The sequence below is a fragment of the Erythrobacter sp. JB1-7 genome (assembly GCF_057365015.1).
In genome coordinates this window covers 1,389,353-1,415,462 of sequence record NZ_CP200291.1, presented here as the reverse complement: position 1 = coordinate 1,415,462, position 26,110 = coordinate 1,389,353, and the positions used below count along the sequence as shown (strand labels likewise).

The 26,110-nt window shown below is 57.8% G+C and carries 18 protein-coding genes; 14 read left to right on the top strand and 4 right to left on the bottom strand.

Going from position 1 to position 26,110, the window contains the following annotated elements; translation table 11 throughout:
- Positions 1-118 precede the first annotated feature (118 nt).
- The 5 genes from rpoB to gltX all read left to right on the top strand — a co-directional run bounded on the left by rpoB (position 119) and on the right by gltX (position 11,482).
- Entirely contained in the window at positions 119-4,306 is a 4,188-nt protein-coding gene (rpoB, locus tag AC0V6W_RS06820) for a DNA-directed RNA polymerase subunit beta (protein ID WP_486148436.1), read from the top strand.
- 121 nt (positions 4,307-4,427) lie between these two features.
- Positions 4,428-8,735 carry a DNA-directed RNA polymerase subunit beta' gene (gene rpoC / locus AC0V6W_RS06815; RefSeq protein ID WP_486148434.1) on the top strand — a complete coding sequence of 1,436 codons (4,308 nt, stop codon included), beginning with the start codon at positions 4,428-4,430 and terminating at the stop codon, positions 8,733-8,735.
- A gap of 126 nt (positions 8,736-8,861) precedes the next feature.
- Positions 8,862-9,569 carry a hypothetical protein gene (locus AC0V6W_RS06810; protein ID WP_486148432.1) on the top strand — a complete coding sequence of 236 codons (708 nt, stop codon included), beginning with the start codon at positions 8,862-8,864 and terminating at the stop codon, positions 9,567-9,569.
- Positions 9,570-9,679: 110 nt separating this feature from the next.
- The gene (locus tag AC0V6W_RS06805) at positions 9,680-10,114 is read left to right on the top strand and encodes a DNA-directed RNA polymerase subunit beta' (RefSeq protein WP_486148430.1); all 435 of its coding nucleotides are present in this window, start codon (positions 9,680-9,682) and stop codon (positions 10,112-10,114) included.
- A 42-nt stretch (positions 10,115-10,156) separates the two neighbouring features.
- Positions 10,157-11,482 (top strand): glutamate--tRNA ligase, encoded by a 1,326-nt coding sequence (gltX, locus tag AC0V6W_RS06800; protein ID WP_486148428.1) that lies wholly within the window; start codon positions 10,157-10,159, stop codon positions 11,480-11,482.
- Here gltX and AC0V6W_RS06795 read toward each other — a convergent pair.
- Positions 11,479-13,944, bottom strand: coding sequence for a serine/threonine protein kinase (locus AC0V6W_RS06795; protein ID WP_486148426.1), 2,466 nt, complete (start codon positions 13,942-13,944; stop codon positions 11,479-11,481). The genes gltX and AC0V6W_RS06795 overlap by 4 nt on opposite strands.
- A gap of 159 nt (positions 13,945-14,103) precedes the next feature.
- Between AC0V6W_RS06795 and AC0V6W_RS06790 the strand changes: the two genes are divergently transcribed.
- Positions 14,104-14,595: an ECF-type sigma factor gene (locus AC0V6W_RS06790; RefSeq protein ID WP_486148424.1), complete on the top strand. Its 492-nt coding sequence runs from the start codon at positions 14,104-14,106 to the stop codon at positions 14,593-14,595.
- Between the two features lie 16 nt (positions 14,596-14,611).
- Here AC0V6W_RS06790 and AC0V6W_RS06785 read toward each other — a convergent pair whose 3' ends face one another.
- Together AC0V6W_RS06785 and AC0V6W_RS06780 are read right to left on the bottom strand one after the other, a co-directional pair.
- On the bottom strand, positions 14,612-15,808 hold the full coding sequence (locus AC0V6W_RS06785) for a hypothetical protein (RefSeq protein WP_486148422.1): 1,197 nt from the start codon (positions 15,806-15,808) through the stop codon (positions 14,612-14,614).
- 2 nt (positions 15,809-15,810) lie between these two features.
- The gene (locus AC0V6W_RS06780; protein ID WP_486148420.1) at positions 15,811-16,188 is read right to left on the bottom strand and encodes a hypothetical protein; all 378 of its coding nucleotides are present in this window, start codon (positions 16,186-16,188) and stop codon (positions 15,811-15,813) included.
- A gap of 319 nt (positions 16,189-16,507) precedes the next feature.
- Between AC0V6W_RS06780 and AC0V6W_RS06775 the strand changes: the two genes are divergently transcribed.
- The 7 genes from AC0V6W_RS06775 to AC0V6W_RS06745 all read left to right on the top strand — a co-directional run bounded on the left by AC0V6W_RS06775 (position 16,508) and on the right by AC0V6W_RS06745 (position 24,156).
- Positions 16,508-17,113, top strand: coding sequence for a hypothetical protein (locus AC0V6W_RS06775; RefSeq protein ID WP_486148418.1), 606 nt, complete (start codon positions 16,508-16,510; stop codon positions 17,111-17,113).
- A gap of 5 nt (positions 17,114-17,118) precedes the next feature.
- Positions 17,119-18,792 (top strand): hypothetical protein, encoded by a 1,674-nt coding sequence (locus AC0V6W_RS06770; protein ID WP_486148416.1) that lies wholly within the window; start codon positions 17,119-17,121, stop codon positions 18,790-18,792.
- A gap of 13 nt (positions 18,793-18,805) precedes the next feature.
- On the top strand, positions 18,806-19,987 hold the full coding sequence (locus AC0V6W_RS06765; RefSeq protein WP_486148414.1) for an FHA domain-containing protein: 1,182 nt from the start codon (positions 18,806-18,808) through the stop codon (positions 19,985-19,987).
- Positions 19,984-21,576 carry a serine/threonine-protein kinase gene (locus tag AC0V6W_RS06760; protein WP_486148412.1) on the top strand — a complete coding sequence of 531 codons (1,593 nt, stop codon included), beginning with the start codon at positions 19,984-19,986 and terminating at the stop codon, positions 21,574-21,576. The genes AC0V6W_RS06765 and AC0V6W_RS06760 overlap by 4 nt, the downstream gene beginning before the upstream one ends.
- Positions 21,542-22,609, top strand: a complete 1,068-nt coding sequence (locus tag AC0V6W_RS06755; protein ID WP_486148410.1) for a C1 family peptidase — start codon at positions 21,542-21,544, stop codon at positions 22,607-22,609. Before AC0V6W_RS06760 ends, AC0V6W_RS06755 begins: the two co-directional genes overlap by 35 nt.
- Positions 22,610-22,654: 45 nt before the next feature.
- Positions 22,655-22,870: a hypothetical protein gene (locus tag AC0V6W_RS06750; RefSeq protein WP_486148408.1), complete on the top strand. Its 216-nt coding sequence runs from the start codon at positions 22,655-22,657 to the stop codon at positions 22,868-22,870.
- Positions 22,871-22,980: 110 nt separating this feature from the next.
- Positions 22,981-24,156: a hypothetical protein gene (locus AC0V6W_RS06745; protein ID WP_486148406.1), complete on the top strand. Its 1,176-nt coding sequence runs from the start codon at positions 22,981-22,983 to the stop codon at positions 24,154-24,156.
- A 26-nt stretch (positions 24,157-24,182) separates the two neighbouring features.
- On the opposite strand, the gene pyk is transcribed toward AC0V6W_RS06745, so the two are convergent.
- Positions 24,183-25,664, bottom strand: coding sequence for a pyruvate kinase (pyk, locus tag AC0V6W_RS06740; RefSeq protein ID WP_486148404.1), 1,482 nt, complete (start codon positions 25,662-25,664; stop codon positions 24,183-24,185).
- Positions 25,665-25,746: 82 nt separating this feature from the next.
- On the opposite strand from pyk, the gene AC0V6W_RS06735 reads away from it, so the two are divergent.
- The gene (locus AC0V6W_RS06735) at positions 25,747-26,070 is read left to right on the top strand and encodes a DUF1244 domain-containing protein (protein ID WP_486148402.1); all 324 of its coding nucleotides are present in this window, start codon (positions 25,747-25,749) and stop codon (positions 26,068-26,070) included.
- Positions 26,071-26,110 lie beyond the last annotated feature (40 nt).

Below are 26,110 nucleotides of genomic sequence, written 5' to 3'. Positions count from 1 at the left end.
CATGGGGAGGCGGCTTTTGCGCGTTGATATGGTGAATTGATCCCGTGATGAGCGTATTTTTCAAGCGCGCGGGCGTTCGCTCGCGTGTGCACCACCTGTAAAGAGGCACATCTCCTCCATGGCGACCAAGGCGAAACCAACCCGCAGCCGCGCAGCAAAAGGCACGGCAAAACGGCGTATCCGCAAAATCTTCGGCGATATCCACGAAGTTGTCGATATGCCCAACCTCATTGAGGTTCAGCGCGAAAGTTACGAGCAGTTCCTGCGTTCCGACAAGGAAACGGGCTATGTCTCAGGCCTTGAGAAAACCTTGCGCAGTGTTTTCCCGATCCGCGATTTTGCTGGCACTGCTGAATTGGACTTTGTTCATTACGAGCTTGAAGAGCCCAAATACGACACCACCGAATGCCGTCAGCGCGGGATCACTTATGCGGCCCCGATGAAAGTAACGCTTCGCCTGATCGTGTTCGAAGTCGATCAGGAAACCGAAACGCGCTCGGTCCTCGATATTAAAGAGCAAGACGTTTACATGGGCGATATGCCGCTGATGACGGAGAACGGCACGTTCATCGTCAATGGCACAGAGCGTGTGATCGTTTCGCAAATGCACCGTTCGCCTGGCGTGCTGTTCGATCATGATCGCGGCAAAACGCATTCTTCGGGCAAGCTGCTGTTTGCTGCCCGCGTCATTCCCTATCGCGGATCATGGCTCGATTTTGAATTCGACGCCAAAGACATCGTCAATGTCCGCATCGACCGTAAGCGTAAGCTGCCGGTGACCGCGCTGCTTTATGCGCTGGGTCTCGATAGCGAAGGCATTCTGCATCACTTCTATGACACCATGTCGTGGGAGCGGGCAAAAGACGGTTGGAAAATCCCGTTTGTCGCTGAACAATGGCGCGGCCAGAAACCTGCTTTTGCGCTGGTGGATGCCAAAACCGGCGAGGAAATGTTCGCATCGGGTCAGAAAATCTCCCCGCGTGCGGCCAATAAAGCGGCCAAGGATGGCTTGACCCATCTGCTGCTCCCCACCGAAGAAATCGTCAGCCGCTATGCCGCTTATGATATGATCGATGAGGCAACCGGCCGCATCCATATCGAGGCAGGCGATGAAATCACGCTTGAGCACATCGAAGCTTTTGACGAGGCCGGGATCGACTCGATCGAACTGCTCGACATTGACGAGGTCAACACCGGCCCGTGGATCCGCAACACGCTGAAAGTCGACAAGGCTGAAAACCGTGATGAAGGTCTTGAGGCGATCTATAAAGTGATGCGCCCGGGTGAGCCGCCGACCAAGGAAACCGCAGACGCTCTGTTCGAAGGCCTGTTCTTCGATGGCGAACGCTATGACTTGTCCGCGGTTGGCCGTGTGAAACTGAACATGCGTCTGAACCTTGATGCAGAAGACACGGTGACGACCCTGCGCAAGGAAGACATTCTAGCCGTGGTCAAGGAACTGGTCGGCCTGAAAGACGGCAAAGGCGATGTTGATGACATCGACAACCTCGGCAATCGCCGGGTGCGTTCGGTGGGCGAATTGCTCGAAAACCAGTACCGCGTCGGCCTGCTGCGGATGGAGCGTGCGGTTAAAGAGCGCATGTCATCGGTTGATGTTTCAACCGTGATGCCCAACGATCTGATCAACGCGAAACCTGCTGTAGCAGCCGTGCGCGAATTCTTCGGCTCTTCGCAGCTGTCGCAGTTTATGGATCAGACCAACCCGCTGTCCGAAGTGACCCACAAACGCCGCGTATCGGCGCTTGGCCCGGGCGGTCTGACGCGTGAGCGCGCAGGCTTTGAAGTCCGCGACGTTCACCCGACCCATTATGGCCGGATCTGCCCGATTGAAACGCCAGAGGGTCCGAATATCGGCCTCATTAACTCCCTGGCATCGTTCAGCCGGGTGAACAAATACGGCTTTATCGAAACGCCTTATCGCAAGGTTCAGGACAACAAAGTCTCTGGCGATGTGATCTATTTGTCCGCCATGGAAGAACAGCGCCACACTGTTGCGCAGGCTTCTGCTGAGCTGACCGAAGACGGCACGTTTGTTGAAGACCTGATCTCCGCTCGCCAGTCGGGTGATAACCTGATGGCGCCCAGCGATCAGATCACTTTGATGGACGTCTCGCCGAAACAGCTTGTGTCTGTGGCCGCATCGCTCATCCCCTTCCTTGAAAACGATGACGCCAACCGCGCATTGATGGGATCGAACATGCAGCGTCAGGCTGTGCCGCTTGTTAAGGCAGAGGCACCCTGGGTCGGCACCGGCATGGAAGAAACCGTGGCGCGCGATAGCGGCGCTGCGATTGCGGCGAAACGCGGCGGTATCGTCGACCAGGTCGATGCAACCCGCATCGTGATCCGCGCAATCGGCGATGTCGAGGCGGGCCAGTCCGGCGTTGACATTTACACGCTGCAAAAGTTCCAGCGCTCCAACCAGAACACCTGCATCAACCAGCGCCCGCTGGTGAAAGTGGGCGAAACGATTGAGCCGGGTGATATTATCGCCGACGGCCCCTCGACCGATCTGGGCGAATTGGCGCTGGGCAAAAACAGCCTCGTCGCGTTTATGCCCTGGAATGGCTACAATTATGAGGATTCCATCCTCATTTCCGAACGCATCGTGAAGGATGATGTCTTCACCTCGATCCATATCGAGGAATTTGAAGTCATGGCCCGCGATACCAAGCTTGGGCCGGAAGACATCACGCGCGACATCCCGAATGTTGGCGAGGAAGCGCTTCGCAATCTCGATGAGGCAGGCATTGTCTATATCGGTGCAGAAGTGCATCCGGGCGATATTCTGGTCGGCAAGATCACACCAAAAGGCGAAAGCCCGATGACGCCGGAGGAAAAACTCCTGCGCGCCATCTTTGGTGAGAAAGCGTCCGATGTTCGCGATACCTCGCTGCGTTTGCCGCCCGGTGTTGCTGGCACCATCGTTGAGGTCCGGGTGTTCAACCGCCACGGGATCGAGATTGATGACCGGACCCGTGCGATCCAGAACGAGGAGATTGAGCGCCTGCGCAAGGATGCCGCTGATGAACGCGCCATCCTGAACCGGGCGACCTATAACCGCCTCAAAGACATGCTGATGGGCCAAACCGCTTCAGCAGCGCCCAAGGGCATCAAAAAAGGCATCGAGATTTCCGAGCAAGTGCTTCACGATGTTGAAAAGCACGAATGGTTCAAATTCGCGGTTGCCGATGACAATCGTCAGCAGCAGATCGAAGCGATCAAATCGCAATATGACGATGCGGTCGGCCTGATCGATGCGAAATTTGAAGACCGCAAGGAAAAGCTGGAGCGCGGCGATGAGCTGGCACCGGGCGTTCTCAAAATGGTTAAAGTCTTTGTCGCGGTTAAGCGCAAGCTGCAGCCAGGCGATAAGATGGCGGGCCGTCACGGGAACAAGGGTGTGATCTCTCGCATCCTTCCGGTTGAAGACATGCCATTCCTCGAAGATGGGACCGCGGTCGATATCGTTCTGAACCCGTTGGGCGTGCCAAGCCGCATGAATGTTGGGCAGATCTTTGAAACGCATCTCGGCTTTGCTGCACGCGGGCTGGGCATGGACATCGCTGACAAGCTGGAAGATTGGAAACGCGCCAATCCCAATGCGGCGGATGATTATGCCAATGCCAAACCACCCGAAGCGGTCGTGGACCGGTTGAAGGATGTTTACGGCGAACAGTATTTCGAGGACCTTGAAAGCCGCTCGGCAGAACAGATCGTCGATTTGGCGACCAATCTGTCCGCCGGTGTCCCGATGGGCACGCCTGTGTTTGACGGCGCGCGCGAACCTGACGTGTCGGATATGCTGGTGAAAGCCGGTGTGGACAGCTCTGGCCAGTCAACGCTCTATGATGGCCGCACAGGCGAAGCGTTTGACCGTAAGGTGACAGTCGGCATCATTTACATGCTCAAACTGCACCACCTGGTTGACGACAAAATCCACGCTCGTTCCATCGGCCCCTACTCGCTCGTCACCCAGCAGCCGCTGGGCGGTAAAGCGCAGTTCGGCGGTCAGCGCTTCGGTGAGATGGAGGTCTGGGCACTGCAAGCATACGGCGCTGCCTACACCTTGCAGGAAATGCTCACTGTCAAATCGGATGACGTGGTTGGCCGGACGAAAGTCTACGAAGCCATTGTCAAAGGCGACGACACCTTCGAAGCGGGCATTCCAGAGAGCTTTAACGTTCTCGTCAAGGAAATGCGCTCGCTGGGCATGAATGTCGAACTCACTTCCATCGGCGATGGCGAGGATGACGACGATTTCAGCGCGATAGCAGCGGAATAATATCTCTCCCCTCCCGTTTGCGGGAGGGGCCGGGGGTGGGCGCGAAAGCAGATCGGCTCACCCATACCAGACCCACCCCTAACCCCTCCCGCAGGCGGGAGGGGGATAAAGGAAGAGAAAAATGAACGAACTGACCAAATTCACCAACCAGCTTGCTAAGCCGGAAACCTTTGACCAGATCCAGATCGGCATTGCCTCGCCAGAGCGCATCCGTTCGTGGTCTTTTGGCGAAATCAAGAAGCCGGAAACGATCAACTATCGCACGTTCAAGCCAGAGCGTGACGGCCTCTTCTGCGCGCGTATTTTTGGTCCGGTGAAGGACTACGAATGCCTTTGCGGCAAGTATAAGCGCATGAAGTACAAAGGCGTCGTTTGCGAAAAGTGCGGCGTTGAGGTTACCGTCACCAAAGTGCGCCGTGAGCGCATGGGCCACATCGAGCTTGCTGCTCCGGTTGCGCACATCTGGTACCTCAAATCGCTGCCAAGCCGCATCGGCCTGCTGCTCGATATCCAGCTGAAACAGCTTGAGCGCATCCTTTACTTCGAAAGCTATGTTGTGATCGAGCCGGGTCTTACCCCGCTTGAGAAATTCCAGCTGCTTACCGAAGACGAGCTGCTCGAAGCGCAGGACGAATACGGCGAAGACGCGTTCTCTGCCGATATTGGCGCTGAGGCGGTCAAAGTCATGCTGATGGACCTCGATCTGGAGCAAGAGCGCGACGATCTGATGGAAGAGCTGGCGGTGACCAAGTCAACGCTCAAGCCGAAGAAAATCATCAAGCGTCTCAAAGTCGTCGAAAGCTTCATCGATTCGGGCAACCGCCCCGAGTGGATGATCCTTGAAGTGATCCCAGTGATCCCGCCAGAGCTGCGCCCGCTGGTGCCGCTGGATGGTGGCCGTTTTGCGACGTCCGATCTTAACGATCTTTATCGCCGCGTCATCAACCGCAACAACCGCTTGAAGCGTCTGATCGAACTGCGCGCGCCGGACATCATTGTCCGCAACGAAAAGCGTATGCTGCAAGAAGCCGTGGACGCACTGTTCGACAATGGCCGCCGCGGCCGCGTGATTACGGGTGCGAACAAACGCCCGCTGAAATCTTTGTCTGACATGCTCAAGGGTAAGCAGGGCCGCTTCCGTCAGAACCTCCTTGGTAAGCGCGTCGACTATTCAGGCCGCTCGGTCATCGTGACCGGCCCTGAGCTGAAACTGCACCAGTGCGGTCTGCCCAAGAAGATGGCGCTCGAACTGTTCAAGCCGTTCATCTACGCGCGTCTCGACGCAAAGGGTCTTTCGATGACCCTCAAGCAAGCCAAAAAGTGGGTCGAGAAAGAGCGCAAAGAGGTTTGGGACATCCTCGATGAAGTGATCCGTGAGCACCCCGTTCTCTTGAACCGTGCGCCAACGCTTCACCGTCTTGGCATTCAGGCGTTTGAGCCCGTTCTGATCGAAGGTAAAGCGATCCAGCTTCACCCGCTGGTTTGCTCGGCCTTTAACGCTGACTTTGACGGTGACCAGATGGCGGTCCACGTGCCGCTTTCGCTCGAAGCGCAATTGGAAGCGCGCGTTTTGATGATGTCTACCAACAACATCCTCTCACCCGCCAATGGTAAGCCGATCATCGTTCCGTCGCAGGATATGGTTCTGGGCCTCTACTACCTCTCGATGGAGCGGCAGGAGAAAACGCCCGAATTCCTCGAAAACGAAGATGGCACGAAGGTCGAGAAACTGCCGCGCTTTGCCGATATGGCCGAAGTGCACCAGGCGCTTGAGACCAAAGCTGTCACTTTGCACACCAAAATCCTCGCCCGCGTTCCGCAGGCCGATGATGATGGCAATATCGTGATGCGCCGGTTTGAAACCACGCCGGGCCGCATGCTGATCGGCGAATGTCTGCCCAAAAACAGCAAGGTGCCCTACGACATCATCAACCGCCTTCTTACCAAGAAGGACATCGGTGATGTGATCGATGAAGTGTACCGCCACACCGGCCAGAAAGACACGGTGCTGTTCGCTGATGCGATCATGGTGCTGGGCTTCCGCCACGCGTTTAAGGCGGGCATTTCCTTTGGTAAGGATGACATGATCATCCCCGATGCCAAGGAAGGTCTGGTCGAAGAGACCAAGGCGCTGGTGGCTGATTACGAACAGCAATATCAGGACGGCCTGATCACCCAGCAGGAAAAATACAACAAGGTGATCGACGCCTGGAGCCGCTGCGGTGACCAGGTGGCCGATGCCATGATGGACCGCATTAAAGCGACCCCGATCGACAAGGACGGCAAAGAAGCGCCGATCAACTCGATCTATATGATGAGCCATTCGGGTGCGCGTGGTTCGCCAGCGCAGATGAAACAGCTTGCCGGGATGCGCGGTTTGATGGCCAAACCTTCGGGCGAGATTATCGAAAACCCGATCATCTCGAACTTTAAAGAAGGTCTGTCGGTTCTCGAATACTTCAACTCCACGCACGGCGCGCGTAAGGGTCTGGCGGATACAGCGCTCAAGACGGCGAACTCAGGATATCTGACGCGGCGTCTGGTTGACGTATCGCAGGACTGCACGATTGTGGTGCAGGATTGTAAGACCGAAAATGCGCTGGAAATGCGCGCTATCGTTCAAGGCGGCAGCGTCATTGCCTCTTTGGGTGAGCGTATTCTGGGCCGCACGGTCGCAGAAGACATCGTCAATGCCGCCACCGATGAAGTGATCGTGAAAGCGGGCACTTTGGTGGATGAACCAATGGTCAAAGCCATCGAAGCTGCCGAAGTGCAATCGGCCAAAATCCGCTCACCGCTGGTTTGCGAGGCGGATCAAGGCGTGTGCGCGACGTGTTATGGCCGCGATCTGGCGCGAGGTACGCCTGTTAATATCGGTGAAGCTGTCGGCGTTATCGCTGCGCAGTCCATCGGTGAGCCGGGCACCCAGCTGACCATGCGTACCTTCCACATTGGCGGCGCTGCTCAGCTGAATGAAACCAGCCATCTCGAATCGATCTCAACTGGTAAAGTTGAACTGCGCGACATGCCGACCATTACGGATAAGAAGGGGAATATCCTCTCGCTTGCCCGCAATGGTGAGATTGCCGTCATCGATGCCGAGGGCCGCGAACGCGAGATGCACAAAGTGCCTTATGGTACGGTCATCAAGTTTAAGAACGGCGCGAAAGTCAAAGAAGGCGACCGTCTGGCGGAATGGGATCCGTTCACTCTGCCGATCATCACCGAGCAGTCGGGTGTGGTGCGCTATCAGGATCTGGTCGAAGGCACGACGCTGGAAGAACAGACCGATGATGCCACCGGTATCGCTCAGCGTGTGGTGACTGAAAACCGGGCAACAGGCCGCAAGAAGAAAGAGGAATTGCGCCCGCGCATGACCTTGCTTGGTGAAGGGCAAACCGATGCGGACGAGACAGAGGCACAGCGTTACATGCTGGCCCCTGGCACGACCTTGTCGGTGGAAGATGGCCAGACGGTTGAAGCCGGCGACATCCTTGCCCGCGCCAGCCGCGAAGCTGCCAAAACCCGCGACATCACGGGCGGTCTGCCGCGTGTGGCCGAATTGTTCGAGGCGCGTCTGCCCAAGGACATGTCGGTCATTGCCAAAATCTCGGGCAAGATTGAATTTGTCCGCGAATACAAGGCGAAACGCAAAATCGCGATTGTGCCTGAGGAAGGTGATGCAGTCGAGTATCTGATCGCAAAAACCAAAGTGATCGACGTGCAGGAAGGCGATTTCGTGAAGAAGGGTGATACCCTTGTTTCCGGCGCGCCGAACCCGCACGATGTTCTTGAGGTGATGGGCGTTGAGGCGCTGGCTGAATATCTCGTCAATGAGATCCAGGAAGTGTACCGCTTGCAAGGCGTGAAAATCAACGACAAGCACATCGAGGTGATCGTTCGCCAGATGCTGCAAAAAGTTGAGATCACCAAAGGCGGCGATACGACTTTGCTTCCGGGCGAACAGGTCGATCTCGCTGAAATGCAGGAAATCAACGGCAAGCTTGGGCGCAACAAACAGCCCGCTGAAGGCACGCCGATCCTGCTGGGTATCACCAAAGCTTCGCTGCAAACACGCAGCTTTATTTCGGCCGCATCGTTCCAGGAAACGACGCGCGTTCTCACTCAGGCATCGGTTGAGGGTAAGAAGGACACGCTGATCGGCTTGAAAGAGAACGTGATCGTGGGCCGTCTGATCCCGGCAGGTACGGGCGCAGGCATGAACCGCATGCGTGTGACCGCTTCCAGCCGCGATGCAGCGCTGAAAGCGCAATGGAAAAAGCAACAGGATGCACTCGCAGCTGCCAATGCGGTTGAGCCTGAACCTGCTGCTGATCCTGTGTCGAGCGAAGATGCGATGAAAGCGGCTATGAGCGGCGGTTCAGGCGGCGACTCTGCCCCGGCGGATGATACGCCCGCGGCTGAATAAACCTGTCGCACCGCTAAATGAATAACCCCGCCAAGGCAGACGCTTTGGCGGGGTTTTCTTTGTTCAGCCTGCAGTCGGTTTCAAATCAATAGGCTGAGGCTGGAATTAGGGAAAAAGGGGAAATTCATGAAAAAGCTCATCATCACTATCGCGGCAATGGCGACTGCCATGCCGGTCTTTGCGCAGGATACTATTGTCGTCACTGGCGCGCGTCAGGATCGTTCGGCGGGCAATGCCTATTTCTCAGCCAACAATGGCCCCGCTGCCATCGGCGTGACCCGCAAGGCGGATTATTTCGTCACGCCTCTGTTCGTCAGTTCCGATTCGCGCGACCGCGAGGCGCGGGTTGAAGAATTGTTCCAGATGCTGGGCGCGACACTCGACCGGGCTGATGCCGAAGGGATCACCATGGTCGCTGGCCGGTACAAGCTTGAACCTGTCACCAAAGCCAATATGCGGCAATTGCCTTTGATGGGGGGCAACCGGCCCGACACCAACCGCGTGCAGATCTATGCCCGCATTCCCCTGCGCGGCAGTGATCCATCGGTGCGGTCCACCGCAGAGGCGATCCAGGCGTTCGTCAAATCGGTGCCTGCAACCGGGCGGTCATTCATTGATATCGGCACAACCGGCCTCGCGATTGATGATCCTGAGCAATACCGCTCCGATGTGGTCCGCCATGTCGCGAAGGAAGCCACCAGCTATGCCTCTATGTTTGGCAGCGATTACGGCGTGGATATCACCGGGCTTGATGGCGATCTGTACTGGCAGCAATCGAGCGAGACCGAGGTGTTCATCTATATCGATCACAGCTTTTCGATCCGCCCGAAATAGCATCATTACTGGGTAGAGCCGGTTTTAGCTATTGCGAAGCGTTTGCAACTGAGTCATGGTGTGCCTGTCGATGCGAAACAAATCGATACGCAATAAAAGGCCCGCACATCATGGCTCAAAGCCGTTCTACCACCGCCCATGCAATCATCGCCAAGCTGAGCGAGCCGCCCCGCATCAGCGCGCTTCATCCGATCGCTGCGCGGTTTGTCTATTCGGTGCGCATCATCGCGCTGCATGAACGGGCCAAGCGTGATCCCGTGCCTGAACTTGCAAACAGGCTGGGCAGCATGGATGCGGCGGCAAAATCGCTCGCGCTGGCGAAAACCGTGATGCGTTCATGGCCTGAAAACATCCATGTCTCGCGGTTCTGCTGCGGATTGATGAGCCATGATGAGGCAGCGCTCGGCGCAATGATCACGTGCACGGCCCGCCGCGATCGCACCGGATTTGATCAAGCATTAACCGGCCTTATCCGGTCTGAGCGGATCGATGCCCTGTGGGACGCCAGCGCCGATCTGGTTGCGGCAGAGTTTTCCGGCGGCTGAACCGCTTGCGGGCAGGGCCTGCGCGCTCTAACGCTCGCGGCCATGACTGTCACACGATTTGCCCCTTCTCCCACTGGCCGCCTGCATGTCGGCAATATCCGCACCGCTTTGCACAATTGGATGCTTGCCCAAAAAGCGGGCGGGCAATTTGTCCTGCGCATTGATGACACCGATGCTGCGCGCTCCAAAGAAGAATATGTAGAGGCGATCCGCGCTGATCTGGACTGGCTCGGCATCCATTGGGACCGAGAGGAACGCCAGTCGCAAAGGCTTGACCGGTATGAGGCCGCCTTTGACGCCCTGCGCGATGCGGGCCGCATTTACCCGGCTTACGAAACCGCGCAGGAACTGGAGCTGAAACGCAAAGTTCAGTTGGGCCGGGGCAAACCGCCCATCTATGACCGTGCAGCTTTGGCATTAAGCGACGCGGAGCGCGCGGCGAAAGAGGCAGAAGGGACTGCGCCGCATTGGCGGTTCAAGCTCGATCATGCAGAGCCGCTCGAATGGAATGACGGCGTGCGAGGGGCCGCCAGGTTTGACCCTGCTTTGCTCTCAGACCCTGTGATCCGGCGCGCGGATGGATCGTGGCTCTATATGCTGCCGAGCACTGTCGATGATGTCGATATGGGCATCACGCATGTGCTGCGCGGCGAAGATCACGTGTCGAACACGGCGGTCCAAATCCAGATGTTCACCGCCATGGGGGCAAAGGTGCCCGATTTTGCGCATGAAGCTTTGCTGGTGGGTAAAGAGGGCAAGCTGTCCAAACGGCTCGGATCGCTGGGCTGCGATGCGTTTCGCGAAAAGCATATTGAACCCGAAGCCATCATCGCGCTGCTGTCGCGGCTGGGCACATCGCTGCCGGTGGAGCCGATTGCTTACAGGGACGTGTTGCTCGACACATTTGATCTGTCCACCTTTGGCCGCGCGCCTGCCAAGTTTGATGATGCTGAGCTGGAGCGGGTGAACACCGCGATTGTCCATGCGATGCCTTATGATGCGGTGAAGGACCGCTTGCCCGGCGGGATGGATGAGGCAGGCTGGCACGCAGTCCAGCCCAATATCGCAAGCCTTGGTGAAGTGGGCGAATGGTGGCGTTTGGTCACAGGCCCGATTGATCAGCCCGAATTTACCGGGGAAGATCGCGAATATCTCGCGCAGGCGCTTGCCGCGCTGGAATGGGGCGATGATCCGTGGGCCGCGCTGACGGGCGCGCTCAAATCCAGCACCGGGCGCAAAGGCAAGACGCTGTTCCTGCCGCTGCGTCAGGCATTGACGGGTATGAACCACGGGCCGGATATGGGCGAATTGCTGCCATTGATCGGAGAGGAAGAGGCGCGCGCGCGGCTTGGCAAAGCGGCAGGTTAGGGCGTTTCGCTTTCGGCATCAGATGCGTTCGGACCTGGATTATAATCCGGCCCCTTAAACTCGCTCACCGCCGCGCCCGCATCGCACAACGTCACATTGGTTTCGAGATGCAGCCGCAAATCCTCGACATAGCCAAGCTGCTGTCCGCGCGATGCAATTTCATTCATCGCTTCAAGCGTCTTGGTGTAATTGTCGCAGGCCAAGGCGCGCCGCCCCGCTTGCCGGGCAATATCGGCAAGGACCATTCTACCATAGGCCAGATCGCGCAGATTGCTGAGCGAGCGATTGGTCTGCGCGCTCACTTCCTCGCGCCGGTCGATCACTTTTTGCTGGCGATCAATCGCCTCATCAAATCGGCCCAGCCGCGCATCAAGAGCGGCCTGTTCCTGCGTCAAAGTGTTGGCGAAAAACACCAGCGATTCGTCGTTTTCCTCGATCAGGCGCAATTGGCGAATGGTGCCTGTTGCGGTTTCCAAAAGCTTGATCGCATCAGGTTCTCGCCCGGTTTGTCGCGCGATGGCACCCCCGTAATAAGCCGCCCACGCTTTCCAATACAGCGCAATCGGATCATTGGGTTCGCGTTTTAGTACGGCATCAAACTTGTCCAGCGTTTCGAAAAATTCCGCGACCGCCCGCCCGTAATCCGCATCATCGCCCAAGGAATGCCGGGTGGCTGCGTAATAGGCGAAAATTGCTGCGTTAAAATCGCCAAAGCGCGAATTGCGCAGGTCTTCGGGCCAGGCCGCCATCTCGTCTCCAAACGCATCAAGCGCGGCTTCCATCGATGTGCGGTCCATACCCAGATCTGCGTTCTCCAATTGGGCGCGGCGCAATTCCGCACGCGCGCGCAGCCAGGCCTCGTTCCGGCTGCTTTCCGGCACTTTATCCAAAGCGCTTAGACCTTGTGCAAATGCCGCCTTGGCCTCTTCGGGCTTCCCTTTGCCGTGGAGCAAAGTGACGGATGTGAACGCTTGCAATGTTCCAAACCCTGCGGCGATCTCTGCTTTGCGCGGTTGATCGATTTCGGTCAGCAACGCCTTGGCCCTGCCCAGATTTTCAAGCGCGCTGTCAGGATCGCCGTAATTGGGAAAGCCCGCCACACCCTGAATGCGCGCGATTTCAATAAAGCCGAGCGCCACATCGAGTTTAAGGCTGGGATCCTCATCGCTTAACGCTTCAAGCGTCAGCAAATAGCTTTGCGCTTTGCCGACAAGGTCCGCGCGCGCGGCGCTGTTGCCGACGACGGTCTGGAGCTTGGAATTGTGATCAAACAGCATGTAATTGGCAAGTTCGCGCAATTGCTCAACGCGGGTTGCCTCGGCTGCGCGGGCGGCTTCTGCGCGGAAATAGGCGGTGCCTGCCGTGGCAAGCGCGCCCAGCAGCACAGCAAGGCCAGCCGCGCTGGCGAGCACGGGCAGCCGGTTGCGTTCATAAAATTTTGCCATCACCGTGCGGCGGCTGGCGGGGCGGGCGCTGACCGGGAAATTGCGCGCATATCTGTCCAGATCGCGCGACAGATCGCTGGTGGTGGCATAACGCTGTTCCGGATCATTGGCTGCCGCCTTGTCGATAATGGCGCGCAGATCGGCGTCTGGCCGATGGGGTTCGGCCAGCTTGGCGAGCAATTTTCCGATGGAGTAAATATCGCTCAACGTGGTCGCAGGTGCGCCCGCATACCGTTCTGGCGCGGCATAGCCCGGTGTCAGGCTGAGCGAAGACAGTGAGGAGGATGCGGCAGATGATGAGGGGGCCTCACCCCCGCCGCCATCCTCTTGCGGTTTTGCAATGCCGAAATCGATCAGCTTGGGTTCGCCTTCGCGTGTCACCAGCACATTATTGGGAGTGAGATCGCGGTGAATGATCAGGTTCTGATGCGCAAATCCTACCGCAGCGCACACATCGCGGATCAGTTTTAGCCGCGCCTCCAGAGAAAGCGCATTGCTGCGCGCCCAATCATCAATCGGCACGCCATCGATAAACTCCATGACGATATACGGCCCGCCTGCATCGGTCGTGCCGCCATCATACAGCCGCGCAATGCCGGGATGAGAAAGCCCAGCAAGGATCTGGCGTTCGCGTTCAAATCGCTCAATAAAGCGGGGGGACAAAATGCCCGGACGCACCAGCTTGATCGCGACCAGATGGTCAAAATCGCCCGCATCGCGCTGCGCTTTGAACACCGCGCCCATACCGCCCTGGCCCAGCATTTCGATGGTTTTGTAAGCGCCAATGCGTTCCGGCATGGGGGCGGTGTCAGCATCATCATCCAACCCGCCCACAGCGCCAGTGGAAAGGCGCTGCGATGCCGCTTCGCTGGCGTCCAGCAATTCGAGCGCGCGCGCTTTGATCGCCGGATCGGTCCCGGCCTGCGCCTCGATCCATGCCCGGCGCGTGCCTTTGGCCTGCTCAAGCGCCTGTTCCATCAGCGCCATCGCTTCAATATCGCGCGATGCTTCGGTCATATCTGTCCCCCTGCTTGCAGCACCGCGTGGACCCTATGGCCCGCTGGCTGCTCGCTGCCTCACTTGCTGCCCCCTTGCCGCAAATCCTCTCCATGCTACCTTTTGCACCGCCAGCGTCAAATCGGGGCTGGGCACGGGGGAAAGGCCAAGGGGAGGCTTGTGCAGTTTGACGAAGCGCTTTTGAGCGCAATCCAGCCCGATCTGGAAAGGATCGCGGCTTCGCGGCTGGCGATGGAGCACAATTGTTCGCTTGCCGCTCTCGATCTGGTGAACGAGGCATTTGTGCGCATCATCAATCTGGATGGCATGGGCACGATGACCCGCGCGCGTGTGCTCGCGCTGGTCAGTCATGTGATGCGCAATGTCCTGATCGATCATGCTCGGCGCAAGCTTGCGGATAAACGCGCGCACCAAAAGGTCACCCTTGTCACGGGTCTGGCGCAGGATCCGCCGGTTGATCTGATTGAGCTTGATCTGCTTTTGTCAGAATTGGCCGAGGTTGACCGCGAGCGGGCGCAGCTCGTTGAAATGCGCTTTTTCGGCGGCATGACAATCGATGAAATCGCCGAGGTTACCGGCAGCTCGCCCGCCACTGTAAAGCGGCGATGGACCGCGACGCGCGCATGGCTGTATAAGCGAATGGTGGGGTAAACGAAGCTGCAGCCCATCAATTCACGCCCGTAACGCTGAGCGAGGCGGGCAAAGTGTCGGCGCTTTTTTGCAGGTTCACCAATTGCTGGACCAGCGCGATCACCTGAAGGCTGCGCGCCTGCGCTTCGCCCGATGGCGGATCGGCCGCCTCCTCGGCTGCACTGATAAAGAACCGGCTGCCTCGAAATTCGGTCGCGATCAGCGCTTTGCCGCCGCCTTGTTTGAGATCAATAATCGGGCGCGACAGGATCGAGCTGGGCGAACAATCGCCATAGCAGGACGGCACACGGTACACCGCATCTGCGCCCAATTCGCGGCTTAACCGGACATATTCGCCCAGAAAATAAATCAGCCCCAGCGTTGATCGCAGCCGGGGGCGCAGAATGTATCCGGAAAGCTTGGGATCAGCGGTAATGCCATCGCAGCGCGGCCTGTCACGCTGAGCAATGCGCACCGAATTGGTGGACCCTTCGATAACCAGAGTGTCGCCTGTCAGCTTTACCCCGTCGCTTGATATCAATTTGAGCAATTCGGCAATTTCAGCGCGTCTGTCGCTTGGCTTTGTGTCCTTGTCATTGACGGTGTCCTTGTCGAACAATTCGCCAAACTGAGCGAGCGGGACGGACGATGACGTCGGTTCTGACACCAGCCCGTGCGTGCATAGCAATCGCGCAAATTCGCCCCCGCGATACGGATCGTTGATGATGGTGAAAGCGGGCACCGTGTCACCCGGATCGCGGTACGCCTCCACCCGTTCCACCATCAGTGCCATCAGCTGTTCATCGCGCCAGCCTGCATCAAGGTAATAGGCCGCGAGCTCTGACGGGATAGGCGCCTGAATGCCGCGCTGGAATTCATCGGTGGCAAGCACCGTTGCGCGGAAATTGGGATTGGTCGAAATCCCCGTGCCAGCGCTCGCATCCACCGGATCATTGCCGGGGCTGAGGGTCACGCCCAAGCCTGCATTCAGCGCAAGGCGCGCATTGCCCTGCACTTCGGTGACAGTGGTGAAATGCAGCGGATAACGCCTGCTCGCCCGCACAATGTTGAGCAAGGTTAGCTCATCTGCGCTTTGGGCGACCATCCGGTTGTGATCCACCGCAACCCGGCTCAGCTGGGGAGTGAACGCGCACCCCCCGAGCACCGGCCCAAGCATGGCCGCACCTATCGCCGTTATGGCAGTGCGTGCGGCTTTCCCCCTAAAGCGTGCCATAATCAAAAGCCCTCCACACCAAAGTCGCGGCGGGCAGAGATAATAGTGACGACCATACCGGCCAGCGCATCAACCAGCACCATGGCGGTGATGATAAAGAAAGTGCCGGTGGCAAAGCTTTCCAGCATCAAAAACAGCATCAGACAAAACACGAATAACAGCATCGACAAGATGTGGTTCACGATGCCGGCAGAGGCGGTGTTGGTTGATTTGATGACTTCGACAAACAGAAACGCGACCGCAAAAATCACCATCAATTCGCCCCAGGTGATCTGCATGGTGACACCCGACAGCATCGGAATTGTCATCGCGGCGCCATCCAAAGTCTGGGCCATGGCCGGAGCGCCAGAGCTGATCTGATCGCCCGCAAATGCGGCCATCGCGCAATACACAATCACCGGAACCAGCAGGTACGGAAACACATCTGAAAAAAATTTGAGCCGGTTTCCGCTCCCCTTACGCTTTGTAGGATTGAAGGCATTTATGTCGTTCGAAGTTAGTGGCGGAGCCATTGTTCCCTCCCAATGAAGAATTGGGAGCAGTAATTCTGCGCGCCAATCCAAATAAAACGTGAATTAGTTCTATTGCATCCGCACTCATATTTGTAGCAAGACAAACAATAGATCATGAAATGCGGATATAATACTTTACAGATGATGTAAACACCGTTAGCAACGCCAATCAATGAAGGAGGGGGCTTTGAGTTCAATGCAGGATCAGGCAGCAGAGGGCCTTCGCGCCGCGCAAGATGGCGTCAGCCAGGCGATTGATCGCATCCCGCCCGATGCATGGCCCTTTATCGACATATTGTTCCGCATCGTGATCGCGCTTGCGGTTTTGTGGGTGGTGCTCGCGCTGATCGGCTGGTGGCGCAGGCGCGCTTACAATCTGACCGTTGCGGCATCGGCAGGCCGCAACAAAAAGGCGCAGCCCGATTTTCTCAGTGTCGATGAAAAGGCACGCAAAGAGCAGATCAAAGCGGGCGAACGCCACGAAGATGTGCTGGAAAAACGTGAGCGTGAAGAGGCTCTGGCTGCACTTAAAGCGGCCAAGGAGCCCATGACGCTCGCCAGCAGGCTCGCATCGGCGGCGACTTTCGTCATGTCGCTTATCACGCTCGTCACCGGGTTTTCCGGCGCGGTTCTGGGTGTTGGCCGGATCAGCGGTCAGCTCGAACAGGCCGGCACCGCAGGCAAGGTGCAATACCTCCTCACCGAACACACGCTCGGCTGTGTCATTGTGGCCTTTGTTATCGGCTACCAGATCTGGCGCTTTATCGCTGAAAAGAAATGGAAAAAGGCGTAAATTCTATGTCATCGCAACCGCTTGTCCTGACCGACCCGAATATGCTCGCCGAATTTGTCCGGCAGAGCCAGTTGAAAACCATTTTTGAAAAACGCTTTGCTGCGCCCGCTGATCTTGGCGCGATCCTGTTTCGCGATGGCGGAATCGTGGATGGCTATAAAGGCACACAATTTTCCATTGGCGGGGTGTGGGAAAACTTAAAAGGCGTGATCGGCGGATCGCACCATTATGAGATCATGCTGGTTGATCTCAAACCCTTCACCGCGACAATCCCGGTGCGCGGCATGTCGAAAGACAATGTCGAGATTGTCGGCGAAGCCACGTTCGAAATGCAGATCAATCCCGACATGCCCACCAATGCGCTGGGCCTTATGCGCGGGGTTGCGCGCAATGAAAGCGATCCGGATGAAAAAGGCGGTTATGCTTCCAAAGGGCGCAAGGCGCTGCTTGTCGGTGATGTTGTCGCCCGGATTGAACCGCAATTTCGCGAGCGGGTGTTTGGCAGCATTTTGAGCCGCCACAACGCTGATGAAATTCGCGGCAATCGGGGGATGCAGGATCAGATCCAGGCCGACATGATGAAAGAGGCGGAGCGCATTCTGGGCGATCTTGGTGTGATGGCCCGCAGCGCGACAGCCAATTTCGCCACCAATGAAGTGGAACGGCAAAACTTTGAACTCGCCCGCGTCAAGCGTGATGAGGTGATGAAGGACCATCAACTTGCCCTTTTAAAGCGTCAGGTTGAGCGCGAGGCGGATTCCACCGCGTTCATGCTGAATAACGAGCTTGATCTGGCGAAGCTTGAACGCGCCAATGATGACGAGCTGCGGTTAATGGTGCTCGATAGCGAAACGGGCTTTATCGATGCGCGCGAAACCCATGCGCGCAGGCAGGAAATGGAAGCGCTGGAGCATGAGGCGAGCGTGGTGCTGGCTGAAAACGCTGCAAAGACCAAGATCGCTTTGGGCGAAATTGAGGATGCGACTGCCAAAACCGAAGCGAAAATTTCGCAGACGAAGGCCGAGCAGGAACTGACTGTTCTCAGAGATGATTTCCGGCTCAAACGTCAGGATATCGAGGATGATGCCCGGCGCAAAAAGGAAAAAGAGGACGCCAAGCACGCAGCGGACGTCAAAGATATCGATCGGGATACGCAGGGCAAAGATCACGATCAGAAAATTGACGAAACGCGCGATTATCAGGATCTGGCCGCGCGCAATCTGGAACGCCTCAATGAGATAGAAGTCGCCAAAGCCAAAGGCGAAGCCAGCGTTCGCATGATGGAGCAGGAGGCCGAATCTCAGAACGAGATCAACAAGATGATGGCCGCTGGCCGCCTGACGCCCGAACAATTGGCGCAATATATGCCCGGCGTATCCGAAAGCGCAGCGCAAGTTGCCATCGCCAGAGCGCAAGCGGAAAGCCGCAATGCCGATGAGATGATCAAACTGGCGCGCGAGCTAACCTCGGAAAGCCGCGATCATGAACACGCCATGTTTGCCACCGGCATGAAAGGCGGCGGCGCGATGGCAGCAGGGCTGGGCGGGAAAGGCGAAGCAGGCAGCGGCAGCAGCAGCGGCGGCGCGGATGCAGCCAGCATTGAATGCCCCAATTGCAAAACGGTCAATTCGGCCAAAGCCAAGTTCTGCAAAACCTGCGGCACCCAGCTCAGAAATTGAGGGGAGCAGCGCGATGCCATCCTTGAGCGATCCTGCGGCGCATCCTGGCCTAAACCCGGGCTCTCACAATCGCGGGCGGTCGTGCTGTATTGGCAGCGCGCTCGAAGACAGCGAGGCGACGTTTTGCATCCAATGCGGCAAGCCGCTGCTGCGCTGTATGGCGTTTTCCAAATGCGGCGGGATCGTCAATGAAAGCGGGCACTGCCCCGTCTGTGTCCACCCGCAATTGCAGATCGCGGTGGGCGCGCAGATGAAAGCCAGCGTCGGCGGATCGGTGACTGTCCCGTTTGAACTGGTCAACGGATCGCTGGTCGATCGCAAAATCTATGTCCGCAGCCTGTGGAGCCGTGAAGGCGGCGAATGGCGCAAGGAACGTTTGGGCTGGGCAGGGCTGGACCCCGAAGAGCGCAAATCAGCATCGGTTACCGCCTGCGAGATTGAACGCCACGGCCTGCATAAGATTGAAATCATGTGGGTCGTCGCCTCGCAATATGGCGCGCGCGAGGAGCAATTTGCCTATGCCACCAGCGTTTTGCTCGATGTGCCCGATACCAGCCATCAACCCGGTTCAAACATCCAGATCAATGGCGAGGATCAACGCGGCGCGATCATTCAGGTGAAACTGCCCGATGAAGGGCGCGGCGGCATGTCCCGGACAATCGAAGCCATCGATATGAAAGTTGAACGCCAGGAGATCGAGGAACGCCGCATGGGCCTGCGCGGAATTGATGGGCGCGAGCATATTGCGCGCTCTGCCAGATTTGAATTTGCAGGCTTTGCCAAAGCGCACGCCCCCGCCAGTGGCCAGCCAATCGTCACTCCCGATGCCATGCTGGTGTTTGGCCGCGATTATCGCCGGGGTGAGGGCGGCAATACCGATCTGCGGCTGCTGGCGATGGATGCAGACGGCGCGATTGATGAAAACCTCTCGCGCGCAATCTCGCGGCGGCATTTCGAGGTCTATATCGAGAACGAACGGCTGGTCCTGCATGTCGCGGCCAAGTTTGGCCTGAAAGTGAACGATCAAACCCACACCGTCGATAGCCTGGTGCCGCTGGCTGAAGGTGACGTGATCACTCCGATTGTGAGCCAGCCCGGCGCTCTCAAGCTGAAGGTTTCCATGCGCCGCCAGCGCAACACGATCAACCGCGTGATGTTCACCCGCATTCCTGCCGCAAAGGAGCAAACGCCATGAAGACCTGCCCCCAATGCGGGACTCAGAACGACGATGACGCGAATTTCTGCACCCAGTGCAACACCGCTTTTCGTTCGCGCGATACGGTCGGCAGCATCGGCACCGCTCTGCCCGAAGGCATGATGCCCAAAGAACAAAAGCGGCTGCTTTTGGAGCCGGGCGAAGTGTTTGCGGGCCGGTATGAGATTACCGAACAGATCGGACAAGGCGGCATGGGCGTCGTCTATAAAGCGAAAGATCGGCCAAGCGGCGGGGTGGAACGCGACATTGCGTTGAAGCTGATCCGGTCAGAATTGCTGGTCAATGACGCCGCGCGCGACAAGCTGGTGCAAGAAGGCGTGCTGACCCAGACCATCCGCCACAAAAACGTGGTTGCGGTTCACAATGTGGGCGTGTTTGAAAGCCAGCCGTTTGTTGCGATGGAATTTGTCGATGGGCTGTCCATGCGCGAATGGCTGCGGCGCAAATTTAACTTTCGCGATGGGGAAGGGTTGAAAGCCGACATTCCTTTTCCGGTGGTCGCCAAAATCATCAAAGAGCTGCTGAACGGTTTGGAAGCCGCGCATGAGCTGGGCATCATTCACCGCGATCTGAAGCCGGAAAATGTGATCTTTACAGGCGAACCCAGCGCGGATGCTGCGCCGTTGCAAATCCTCGATTTCGGCATTGCCCGCGCGCCCGGCCCTGCCTTGACGACGGGTTCTGGGCCGATGGGCTCATTTGAATATATGGCGCAGGAACAAAAGACCAATGCTGCTGGCGCTGGTCCGGCAGCTGATCTCTATTCGCTGTCGGTGATGTTTTACGAAATGCTGATGGAAGTGCTGCCGCGCGATGAGGGGCGCGATCTGGGCGGCACGCGCGGCGATGTGCCCGATGGTGTGGCAGCCCTTATCAGCAAGGGTTTGGCCAACAGCCCGCGTTCTCGCCCGCAAACAGTGGCGCAATATCGCGCTGCCTTGGATGAGGCCCTAAAGCAAGCGGGCGGCCGGGCGGGCGGCAATGTGCGCAAGGGCGGCAAACGCCCCGATCCCAAGGATATCGACAAAGGCAAGCATATCCCGCCCCCGCCTGAGCCCACGAACATCCCCGTGCCCGCGGTTGTGGGCGGGTGCGCTGGTCTTGCGCTGGTGGCGTTTGTGGGTCTGATCATCGCTCTGCCTGGCCCTTCGGATGATGGGGGCGGCGACACCACCACATCCAGCGGCTCTTCTAGCGGTTCCTCTGGCGATTTCACCAGCAGCACATCAGGCGGCGATGGCCCGGATTATGAAGGGTATGAATATCTGGGCGGCATGTGGATCGATGATACAGGCGAGGGCACGCAGGTTTATGTCGCGCCCGATGGATCGTTCGAAACAAGCGACACCGATGACATGGGCAATCCCGTCACCCTAAGCGGCAATCTACCCGAGCAGCGGTTCACCTTTTCCAACCAGTTCGGCAGCGCGTCTGCCAATATGCGGTGGGATGGCGCGTGCCACATCAATTTCACCCTTATGGACGCGAACGGGGTGGCGCGGCCGCAGCAATTGCATCTCGATCACCCGCCCGATGCCGATGTTTGCCCTGAAAAATTCAACCGATGACAGCATCAGCGCAGCCACCTTGCATGATGGGAGAGATATGATGAGCGAATTTGACGATTACAGCCTGACAGGGTGCCTGATTGATCCCGATTACAATGATGCGCCGCAATTGCGCAGCCTTGGCGGCAGTGATGCGATGGGAGCGACTGGAGCCAGCGCGCCAAGCGGATCCCTGCCGCCGCGCGTGGACTTGCGCAAATATTGCAGCCCTGTCGAAGATCAACAGCGTACCAATAGCTGCGTTGCCAATGCCGTGGTGGGCGCGCTTGAATTGCTCCAGCGCAAAGAAGGCCATTCGGTCCAGGATCTGTCGCGTCTGTTCAATTATTACAATGCCCGGCTGTTCCACGGGCAAGAGCCGCAGGATCAGGGCACCTTTGTCCATTACGCCGTCGCGTCTTTGCTCGCGCAGGGCATCTGCGAGGCGCGTATGTGGCCGTTTTCGCAAACCACTATCAATGATGCGCCCACACAGGCGTGTTATGAGAACGCGCAGAGTTATCGCGGGATCGAATTTGCTGAGGTGCAAAAAGGCACTCCGCTCACGCATATCATCGCGCAGGAAGTTCCGGTTATCATCGCGGTCGAATTGCCGCGGGAGGCTTACATATCGGCGCATCGCACAGATGTGATGGCTTTGCCTGAGGGCGGTTCTTCGCCCGGCGGGACCGCGCATCAGCATGGCCGCCATGCGATGCTGGTGGTTGGCTATGACCTTGAAACCAAGACCTATCTGGTGCGCAACAGCTGGGGGACGCGCTTTGCCAAGGATGGGTATTTCCATATGCCCATGGCGATTTTTGACCATGCCAGCCTGGCGGGCCAGCAATGGGCGATCGGCGCTCTGAACGGTGCGCCGGGTCTCGAACTGCTGGGCCGCAGCGTCGCGCAAAGCGTCGAAGGCATGGTGGCCGCTGCTGCCAGCCCAAGGGTCAAGGATTTGTCGAGGTTCTCAGCCAGTGTGGCCAAAGAGATGGACACCCGGCTCGCCAGCGCGAAACAGGGTTTCCGCAGCCGCTTGCGCGGCAATTGAAGCGGCGTAGACAAGCGCGCTATCCCGCCAACCCATGAGCCTGCGATGCAATCCCCTCTCAAACCCGAAGTGAATGCGATGGACCTGTTCGAATGGGCCTTGGAGCAGGACGGCGCAAGCCAAGGTGATGCGCCAGACAAGCCGCCAGATAGGGATCAAACCGCGGCCATAATTGCCAGTGTCGCACAGCCGCTGGCCGTGCGGCGATTGGCACTTGAATTGTTGGACTCGCATTGCCGCGCGTCTCGTCTCATAGAATGAACCGGTGGCCGCCGGGATATTCTATCGCAGATCATAGCAGTGCATTTCCTTGATTCTGCAGCCAAACTCAGACCACCACTTAGGTCACATCGAGGTCAGGGGATCAAATCATGCCAAAATTCTGCACCGCGCTTTTCGCAGCGTCATCGCTCGCTCTTGCTTCCTGTTCAAGCGCGGAGGCAGCGCCGCCATCAGGTTGGCAGGCTGTGTCCAATAACGATGTAGGCGATGTGTACAGCGGACCGAATGGCGCGACCATGCGCGTTGCAAGCCGGGCCGAGCTTGAGGCGGGCTGTTCATGCAAACTGCCCATCAAAAGCGCATCCTGGGGTGAGGAGGCTTTGCTCGAAGCGTTGGCGATCATGTGGGTGGATGTTGATCAGTACCAGATGCGCGGCACTGGCGCGCGCGCGACTATGCGCGGCACTGGCATGAACGAAAATGGGGATGTCGTCTTTGCTGCACGCGCCGTGGGTGATGCGGTGCATGTCCTGTTCGCGCGCAATGCGGCCGGTCTGACGAAATCGGATGCTCTTCTTTCGGCCAATTGGAGCGGATCAGGCAATGCGCCGGCCCGGCAATTGGCGGCTAACAGCGAACAACAATCGCGTTCATCGAACCAGCGAGCATCTTCTGTTAAAATAGGCAGCTACACACCGCCCGCTAATCTTTCTGTGGCGGGAAAATGGCCCAAGAAGGGGCAATGGTGGGCGACGCAAAAGCCCAATGATCCGGCATCGCCGCGATTTGCATCAGGTCAGACCGGGCCAAAATATGATGTCACAAATTTCGCAGGAACTATTGGGGCGATGGAGAAATATTTTGGCGTAAAGTTCAAGTCGCGCCCCAGATATGAGAAGATCGAAGCCTGGCAATCGCTCGACGGAAGCGATTTTCGCATTGCTTTTGCCCCGACAGATTTGAACGGAGTGGATGGCGTTGCCTTCGTGCTCGCGAAAAAGAACAGAGGCAGCGACCAGTTTGCGATGAATGTGTTCGAAATGCCGCGAGAGACGTTTGTCGAATGGGGCGGGGCTGCGCGCATGATAGTTATTCGAGGCCTACTGCCGAGTATGGATGTGTTTCCGAAAAACGAACGTAGCCGCATTGCGCGCGGCTCTCTCTCCAGCCAGACCAAGTTTTACGAGGCAGCGGCGACCAAATACTTCGAAATGAAAGCCGCGCAAACCTACGCAATGACGCAGTCGAATCTTCTTTTGGGGATGCAGGAGCTCAACTACGATCTTCTGTTTGGCAATGATTACGGAACATCAGTGGTTTATTAACAGGGTGGGCCCGGCGGGCTGCCATCTCACCCCTTATGCTTGTCGAGCTCATCACCCGACAAGGTAACCACATGCAGCAAATTGGTCGCGCCCGGCGTTCCAAACGGCACGCCTGCCAGCACCACCTGTTTCGATCCCGCCGTGCCAAATCCGTGGCGCAGGGCCATGCGTTTGCCTTTGGCGATCATCTCTTCAAAGCTGCCAATATCCTTGGTCGCAACAGCGTGCGTGCCCCACAGCAAAGCCACGCGCCGCGCGGTTCGCATGCTGGGGGTGAGCACGAGGACTGGTGTGCCGGGCCGCTCACGCGCCACGCGCCGCGCGGTTGATCCGCTGGCGGTGAAAATGGTGATCGCGCTGATCGGCACGGTGTCAGCAATCGTCATGCAGCTGTGCGCGAGAGCATCCGATGTGGTCGCATCGGGCGGTGTGTCAAGGAACCGGATGCGTTCGCGGTATCCCTCTTCGCTTTCCACTTGGGTTGCGATCCGGTGCATCATGGTGACCGATTCTTCCGGCCAATCGCCCGCCGCGCTTTCCGCAGACAGCATCACCGCATCCGCGCCATCATAAACGGCATTGGCAACATCGGACACTTCTGCGCGCGTGGGCATCGGGCTTTCGATCATGCTTTCGAGCATTTGGGTGGCCACGATCACCGGCTTGCCCGCTTTGCGGCTGGCATTGACGATGCGCTTTTGCAGCGGGGGAACCTCATGCGGCTCAAGCTCCACCCCAAGATCACCGCGCGCGACCATGATGCCGTCTGACAATTCGATGATCGCATCGAGCCGTTTAACCGCTTGGGGTTTTTCAATCTTGGCGCACAAAGACGGTCCGATAGAGCCGTGCTGCGCGATCAGTTTGCGCGCTTCGGCAATGTCTTCGGGCCGCTGCACGAATGACAGGGCGATCCAGTCCGCCCCGTGCTCCACTGCAAAAGCGAGATCCTTGCGGTCTTTTTCGGTAAGCGCGGGGATCGGCACTTCGGCATCGGGCACATTCACGCCCTTGCGGTCCGAGATGACCCCGCCCACTTCGGCTGAACAAAAGATGCGGTTATCGTCCGCCTCTTTCACAATCAGGCGGATTTTGCCGTCATTGATCAGCAGCCTTTGCCCGCGTTCCATAATGCCGAACAATTCAGGATGCGGCAGGCACACACGGGTTTCATCGCCGGGCGTATCATCCCTGTCGAGCGTGAAATGTCCGCCATGCCGGATCACCGCTTTGCCATCCTTAAATGTGCCGACGCGCAATTTTGGCCCCTGCAAATCGGCAAGGATCGCGATGGGCCGGGCAAATTCTTTTTCCAGCGCGCGGATCGCGGTGATAGCGGCGGTGTGATCGGCGTGATTGCCGTGGCTCATATTGACGCGAAACGCATCCGCGCCCGCTTTGAACAGCTTTCGCAGCATTTCGGGCGAGCGGCTGGCCGGGCCGATTGTCGCCAAAATCTTGACCTTGCGCCCGCGCGGGTCAATTCGTGTGTGATCGCTTTTTGTCATGCCGCCGCGTGATCCCTTCTGGGTGGCTCGTTCGTCTGCGGCTATGGCACATCAAAATTTCAACTCAAGGAAAAGCCCAACCATGCCCGATGAAAATCCACAAGCCGGTCTTAGTCAGCTCGATGACGCAGTGGCCGCCGCTGCCTTTCGCCGTCTGGTCAAGCATTTGCAGCACCGCCACGATGCGCAGAATATTGAACTGATGGGGCTTGCCGGGTTCTGCCGCAATTGCCTTGCTGACTGGATCCGCGATGCCGGATTTGACGGCGACAAAGCCGCCGCGCGCGAGCTTATTCACGGCATGCCTCAAGAGACATGGAAAGCCACCCGGCAGACCCCTGCAAGTGATGAACAATTGGCCGCGATGAAAGCCAGCGTGGCGAAAAACGATCCTGATTTGCACTAAGCTGCTGGCTAGCCACAGCCTTATTCACAATTGAGGCTTC